Origin of the sequence: Synechococcus sp. BA-120 BA3, assembly GCF_034931285.1 — a bacterium.
Taxonomy (GTDB): Bacteria; Cyanobacteriota; Cyanobacteriia; order PCC-6307; family Cyanobiaceae; genus Cyanobium.
On record NZ_JAYGHZ010000344.1, the window covers coordinates 1 to 6,161 of the forward strand.

Sequence of the window (6,161 nt, forward strand, 5' to 3'; positions counted from 1 at the left end):
GGGGGGTGCCGCTCCCGCCGGAGCCGCCGGCGGATGGGGCCATCCGCGGATCCGGCGCCTCGCCGTCTCCAGTGCTGGCCCCCGCCTGCCGGGATTCGACCGGGCCGGCGGCCGCCCCATCCTGCATCAGATAGAGAAACGCCAGCCACAGGGCCGTACCGGTCAGCACGGACTCGAGGGAGAGGCGCCCGCGGTCGCCGCGGAGACTCATCAGGTGGCGGAACTGGTAGGTGGCCTGGCCCATGTCCTGACCGACTCGCCGCGGGCATCCCTCTACCCATAGCCCGTTTCGAGTCCGGCTACGCCACGTGGTGCAATGACGCTGTGATCATGCCTACCGACGTCAATGTTCTTAGGAACGACGGGGCAGCCCCCGATCAGCTCCAGACGATGAAGGCGCCGGGGGTGAGGTTGAGCAGAGGGCAGGCGAGCGTAGGGGCAGGGCCCCCATTCCCAGGCTCCACCTCGGGGGGCCGTGGCACCAGATCGCTCAGCAGGCGGCGCTCCGGCTCCAGATCGATGCTCGGATGACCCTTGCGGCGGGCATCGGGCGCCAGCAGCAGGTGGACGCCGGCGGTGCCCTGCCAGCGGGCCATCTCCATCAGCGGTCCGGCCAGGTCGGCAGCCGTCAGCTGGCGGTTCTGGTGGGCGGCCAGCAGCAGAGCCAGCCCGGGACGCTCGAGCAGGGCGAGCAGCCGCGGATCCTCTTCCCGCTCCAGCAGCAGACCCTTGCGCCGGGCCCAGTCCCGCAGCGCCTCCAGACGGCTCGCCCCCAGCAGGGGATCGTGGGGGCCGTGCCAGCCCAGCACCGCCGTGAGGCCGTGGGATTCCGCCTCCATCAGGTGACCCAGCTTGGTGCGCTTCACCCGCAGATAGGCGGCGTTGTGGAGGCCGGGATCCATCACCAGGGGCACCCGGTCGACCACCTCCAGGCCGTAGCCGCCCAGGCCGGCGATCTTGCGGGGGTTGTTGGTGATCAGGCGCAGCCGGCGCACGCCCAGGTCGCTGAGGATCTGGGCCCCGACGCCGTAGTTGCGCAGGTCGGCGGCGAAGCCCAGCCGCTCGTTGGCCTCCACCGTGTCGAGGCCGCCGTCCTGGAGGCTGTAGGCCTTGAGCTTGTTGATCAGGCCGATGCCGCGCCCTTCCTGGCGCAGGTAGACCACCACCCCCTCCCCGGCCGACTCGATCATGCGCAGGGCCGCCTCCAGCTGGGGGCGGCAGTCGCAGCGGAGCGAGCCGAAGGCATCGCCCGTGAGGCACTCGGAATGGACACGCACCAGCACAGGGCCGCTGCCCCGTTCGGGGTAGCCCTTGACGATCGCCACGTGCTCGCTGCCGTCGAGTTCGTTGCGGTAGCCGATCGCCCGGAACTGGCCGAAGCTGCTGGGCAGGGTGGCTTCCGCCTGGCGGGCCACGAACCGTTCGGTGTCGAGGCGGTAGCGGATCAGGTCGGCGATGCTGATCAACCGCAGGCCGTGGTGGCGGGCGTAGTCGGCCAGCTGGGCCAGCCGGGCCATGGAGCCATCGGGATTCTGGATCTCGCAGATCACACCGGCCGGGTACAGACCGGCCAGGCGGGCCAGGTCGACGGCGGCTTCGGTGTGGCCCGCCCGCTGCAGCACTCCGCCCTGGCGGGCCCGCAGCGGAAAGATGTGGCCGGGCCGGCGAAGGTCGCCGGGCCGGGTGTCGGGGTGGATGGCCACCTGGATCGTCCGGGCCCGGTCCTCCGCCGAGATGCCCGTGCTCACCCCCCGCTCCGGGCCCGCATCCACGCTCACGGTGAAGGCGGTCTGGTTGCTGTCGGTGTTGCGATCCACCATCAGGGGCAGATCCAGGGCATCGAGCCGCTCGCCCTCCATCGCCAGGCAGATCAGCCCCCGGGCATCGGTGGCCATGAAATTGATCTGCTGGGGGGTGGCGAACTGGGCCGCGCAGATCAGATCGCCTTCGTTCTCCCGGTTCTCGTCATCGACCACCACGATCGACTCACCGTTGCGGATGGCCGCCAGGGCATCGGCGATGGCATCGAAGTGAATGCCCGTGGACTGACGTGGGCCGGACAGGACGGTCAAGGGAGCGGGCTGGATCGGGGAATGGATCGAACCTCATTTATAGGGTGCCGGTACGATCCAGCGTTCTTCTGCGTTCCGCATGGCTGGCAAGCGCGTTGCGGTGATCGGTGCCAGTGGCTACGGGGGACTGCAGACCCTGAGGCTGCTGCAGGGCCACCCGGACCTCACGGTGAGCTTTCTGGGCGGGGAGCGCAGCACCGGCAGGCGCTGGAGCGAACTGGTGCCGTTCCTGCCTCTGGAGGACGACCTGGTGGTGCGTTCACCGGATCCGGAAGCCATCGCCGCCGCCGCCGATCTGGCCGTCCTGAGCCTGCCGAACGGCCTGGCGGCCGGTCTGGTCCCTGAGCTGCTGCAGCGCGGCGTCAAGGTGGTGGATCTCTCGGCCGACTACCGCTACAGCTCCCTGGCGCAATGGGAGGAGGTCTATGCGGCCGAAGCCCGCCAGGCCGCCCGCCGCGATGACGATCTCTGCCGGGAGGCCGTCTACGGGCTGGTGGAGGTGGCGGAGGCGCGGATCCGCGAGGCCCGCCTGGTGGCGGCCCCCGGCTGCTTCCCCACCGCCAGCCTGCTGGCCCTGCTGCCGTTCCTCGAGCAGGGACTGATCGAAACGAGCGGCATCGTCATCGATGCCAAGACGGGCACCTCCGGTGGCGGCCGGGCCGCCAAGGAGAACCTGCTGCTGGCCGAAGCCGCCGAAGCCGTGGCTCCCTACGGGGTGGTGGGCCACCGCCACACCAGCGAGATCGAGCAGCTGGCGGGCCAGGCGGCCGGCCAGGCGATCCAGCTGCAGTTCACTCCCCACCTGATGCCGATGGTGCGGGGCCTGCTGGCCACGGTGTACGGGCGGCTGCGGGACCCCGGCCTTACGGCGGAGGACTGCACGACCCTGCTCAAGGCCTCCTACCGCCACAGCCCCACGGTGCAGGTGCTGCCGGTGGGGGTCTACCCCTCGACCAAATGGGTGCGCAACACCAACCGCTGCCTGCTCTCGGTGCAGGTCGACCCGCGCACCGGCCAGCTGATCGTCATGAGCGCGATCGACAACCTGGTCAAGGGTCAGGCCGGCCAGGGGGTGCAATGCCTCAACCTGCTCAGCGGCCTGGAGGCCGGCACCGGACTGCCGCTGCTGCCCTTCTACCCCTGAGCCAGGCGCCGGGCGGCGAGGCTGACGGCCAGGGGCAGGATCCGGTGCTCCTGGCGCTGGATGCGGGCGTGGAGCCGTTCGCGGTCGTCGCCCGCCAGCACCGGCACCGCCGCCTGCACCAGGATCGGCCCCGCATCCACCTGTTCGGTCACCAGGTGGGCGGTGCAGCCGGCCAGGGTCACCCCGGCCGCCAGGGCCTCCCCCACCCCATCGGCGCCGCGGAAGCTGGGCAGCAGGGAGGGGTGGATGTTCACCAGCCGTCCCGGGAAGGCCCCGATCAGCACCGGGGTGACGATCCGCATCCAGCCCGCCATCACCACCAGATCGACCCGGTGCGCCTCGAACAGGCGGATCAGGGCCCGGTCAAGGGCCTCCCGCGAGGGCTGCTGGCGGTGGTCGATCACCTGGCAGGGAATGCCGAGCCGCTCGGCCCGGCCCCGGGCCCCGCAGTCCGTCCGGTTCACCGCCAGGACGACCACCTGGCCGTGCAGCCGGCCATCGCCGCAGGCCCGCACCAGGGCCTCGAAGTTGCTGCCCGCCCCGGAGGCCATCACCGCCAGTCGCAGCCGGGGCTCGGCGGCCGGAAGCGGCTGTGGCAACGGCCACTGGAGAGACCCGCCGGGATCGCTATGGTCAGCGGAATCGGGCATTGCGTCCATGTCCCATCTCTCCATCCTGCCCACCGTGCTGCGGGATGCCGAGGCCCTGGCGGCCACCCTCGCCAGCCTCGAACTCCCCTGGCGGTGGGGGGGGGAACTGGTCGGATTCGCCGGCGAGCGCCAGGCGGTGACCCTGCAGCTGCAGCTCAAGGACGGCCAGGGCCTGGGATGGGCCCACCAGGACGATGGCTCCCTTGCCCTGGTGGGTGATCTCCAGCGCATCAGCCGCAATACCGCCCTGCAGCGGCTGCTGGGGCGCATCACCCGGGCCTATGCCGCCCGTGCGGCCCTCCAGGAGGCCAGGCTGGCCGTCCCCACGGCGTCGATCGAGCTCCGTGTCTGACGACCCACCCCCTCCCGACACGGCCGCCGGGCCGGTCGTCCAGCTCGATCTGCGCGATCCCCATCGCCATCTTGTCCAGGTCACCCTCCATCTCACGCCCCGGTGCCTGCGGCCAGAGCTGCAGCTGCCCGCCTGGACGCCCGGCTCGTATCTGATCCGGGACCACGTCCGCCACCTCGAGGCGCTGGAGGTGGTTCAGGGGGAGAACCGCCACGTTCCGACACGGGTGTCGGAAGGCTGCTGGCGCCTCTCCCTCACCAGCCTGGAGCCGCTCGTCGTCCGCTACCGCCTCCAGGCCATGGAGCTGAGCGTGCGCACCTGCCACCTCAGCGCCGACCACGGCTTCCTGGCCCTCGCCGGTGTGGTGCTGGAAGCCACGGGCGAACGCTGGCATCCCCACCGCCTGGAGCTGCGGCTGCCCGAGGGCTGGCAGGCCTTCGTACCCCTGCCCAGCGCCGGGGACGGGGCCTGGATCGCCGCCGACTACGACCGGCTCATCGATGCGCCGCTGGAGGCCGGCCCCCACCCCTGCCATCACTTCAGCGTCGCCGGGGTGCCGCACCGCTGGGTCACCTGGGGGGGCGACCTGCCCGTGGAGGACCCTGCCTGGCTGGCCGATGTGGAACGGATCGCCCTGGCCTGCTGCCGGCTGATGGGAGCGAGCACCCCCGCCAGCGACGATTACCTGTTCGTGCTGCAACTTCTGGACGCGGGTTACGGCGGCCTGGAGCACGACCACGCCAGCGTGCTTCAGTATGGCCGCCGGGCCCTGGCAGCACCGGGGGGGCGGCGAAAGCTGCTGCAGCTGGTGGCCCACGAGTACCTGCACCAGTGGAACGTGCGGCGCCTGAAGCCTGCCGAGCTCACGCCGCTCGACTACGGGCGGGCCACGATCGTGCCCGGTCTGTGGTTCGCCGAGGGGGTGACCTCCTACCTCGATCTGCTGCTGCCGCTGGCGGCCGGCGTGGGCGCCGAGGCCGATCTGCTCGATGACCTGGGGGCCGACCTCAGCCGCTACCTGCTCACCCCCGGTCGCCGGGTCCAGGGACTGCGGCAGAGCGCCGAGGAGGCCTGGGTGAAGCTCTACCGCCAGGACGCCTCCTCCGCCGACAGCCAGATCAGCTACTACCTCAAGGGGGCCGTGGTGGCCCTGGTGCTCGACCTGCACCTGCGGCGCCACGGCTCCAGCCTGGGCGTGGTGCTGCGGGGGCTGTGGCGCAGCCATGGGGCCGCAGGGCGGGGCTACACCGACGCCGATCTGATCGACGCCTTCGCCGGCCAGGCCCCCGACCTGGCGGAGCTGCTGCCCCACTGGCTGGAGAGCACCGACGACCCGGACCTCGGCGCCTACCTGGCGGATGTCGGGCTGGCCCTGCGGTCGAAGCCGGCCAACGAGCCGTTCCTCGGCTGGCAGCTGGACGAGGCCGCGGGGGGACCGATGCGGCTGAAGCGGGTGCACAGGGCCGGCCCGGCGGAGCGGGCCTGCCTGCAGGCGGGCGATGAGCTGCTGGCCCTCGACGATCTCCGCCTGCGCACCCCTGAAGACCTGGCGATGGCCCTCGCCACCCCCACGGCGGCGGCGGAACGGCAGGTGCTTTTCTGCCGGGACGGGCGGGTGCGCAGCACCGGCCTCCAGCCCGAACCTCCGGCCATCGCCAGCTGGCAGCTGGTCATCGATCCCGACCGCGACAGCGCGCTCACCCGCGGCAACCGGCAGCGCTGGCTGTCGCTGCAGCCATGACCTCATCCCTGCGCCCCCTGGTGCTGGCGGTGGCCGGTGCGGCTGTGCTCAGCCTGGGGGGACTCACCTGGCTGGGCCGTGACCTGTTCGGCGCGCCGGGCAATGCCGGTGGCCGCGCCTCCCTGCTCGATCTGCTGGAGGAGGTGCGCCAGTCCCCCCCTGATGGGGGGGCGTCGCCGTCGCCGCCGGAGCAGGCCCTGCC

The 6,161-nt window shown here is 71.8% G+C and carries 6 protein-coding genes and 1 pseudogene; 4 read left to right on the forward strand and 3 right to left on the reverse strand.

The window, feature by feature from the left end:
* Both VB737_RS14205 and ribBA read right to left on the reverse strand, forming a co-directional pair.
* On the reverse strand, positions 1-244 hold a 244-nt coding region (locus tag VB737_RS14205), incomplete at its 3' end, for a hypothetical protein (RefSeq protein ID WP_500313913.1).
* 133 nt (positions 245-377) lie between these two features.
* A complete protein-coding gene (ribBA, locus tag VB737_RS14210) occupies positions 378-2,072 on the reverse strand; it encodes a bifunctional 3,4-dihydroxy-2-butanone-4-phosphate synthase/GTP cyclohydrolase II (protein ID WP_500313915.1) in 1,695 nt (564 codons plus the stop codon).
* Between the two features lie 79 nt (positions 2,073-2,151).
* Here ribBA and argC point away from each other — a divergent pair, with 79 nt between their 5' ends.
* On the forward strand, positions 2,152-3,216 hold the full coding sequence (gene argC, locus VB737_RS14215) for an N-acetyl-gamma-glutamyl-phosphate reductase (RefSeq protein WP_500313917.1): 1,065 nt from the start codon (positions 2,152-2,154) through the stop codon (positions 3,214-3,216).
* Here argC and purN read toward each other — a convergent pair.
* Positions 3,207-3,866, reverse strand: coding sequence for a phosphoribosylglycinamide formyltransferase (gene purN, locus VB737_RS14220; RefSeq protein ID WP_500313918.1), 660 nt, complete (start codon positions 3,864-3,866; stop codon positions 3,207-3,209). The genes argC and purN overlap by 10 nt on opposite strands.
* Positions 3,867-3,873: 7 nt before the next feature.
* Here purN and VB737_RS14225 point away from each other — a divergent pair, with 7 nt between their 5' ends.
* From VB737_RS14225 to VB737_RS14235, 3 genes and pseudogenes are all read left to right on the forward strand, one after another.
* A complete protein-coding gene (locus VB737_RS14225; RefSeq protein ID WP_500313920.1) occupies positions 3,874-4,218 on the forward strand; it encodes a DUF1257 domain-containing protein in 345 nt (114 codons plus the stop codon).
* On the forward strand, positions 4,211-5,959 hold the full coding sequence (locus VB737_RS14230) for a M61 family metallopeptidase (protein ID WP_500313922.1): 1,749 nt from the start codon (positions 4,211-4,213) through the stop codon (positions 5,957-5,959). The genes VB737_RS14225 and VB737_RS14230 overlap by 8 nt, the downstream gene beginning before the upstream one ends.
* Positions 5,956-6,161, forward strand: a pseudogene (locus tag VB737_RS14235) (N-acetylmuramoyl-L-alanine amidase); the annotation flags it as partial. The gene VB737_RS14230 and the pseudogene VB737_RS14235, both read left to right, overlap by 4 nt.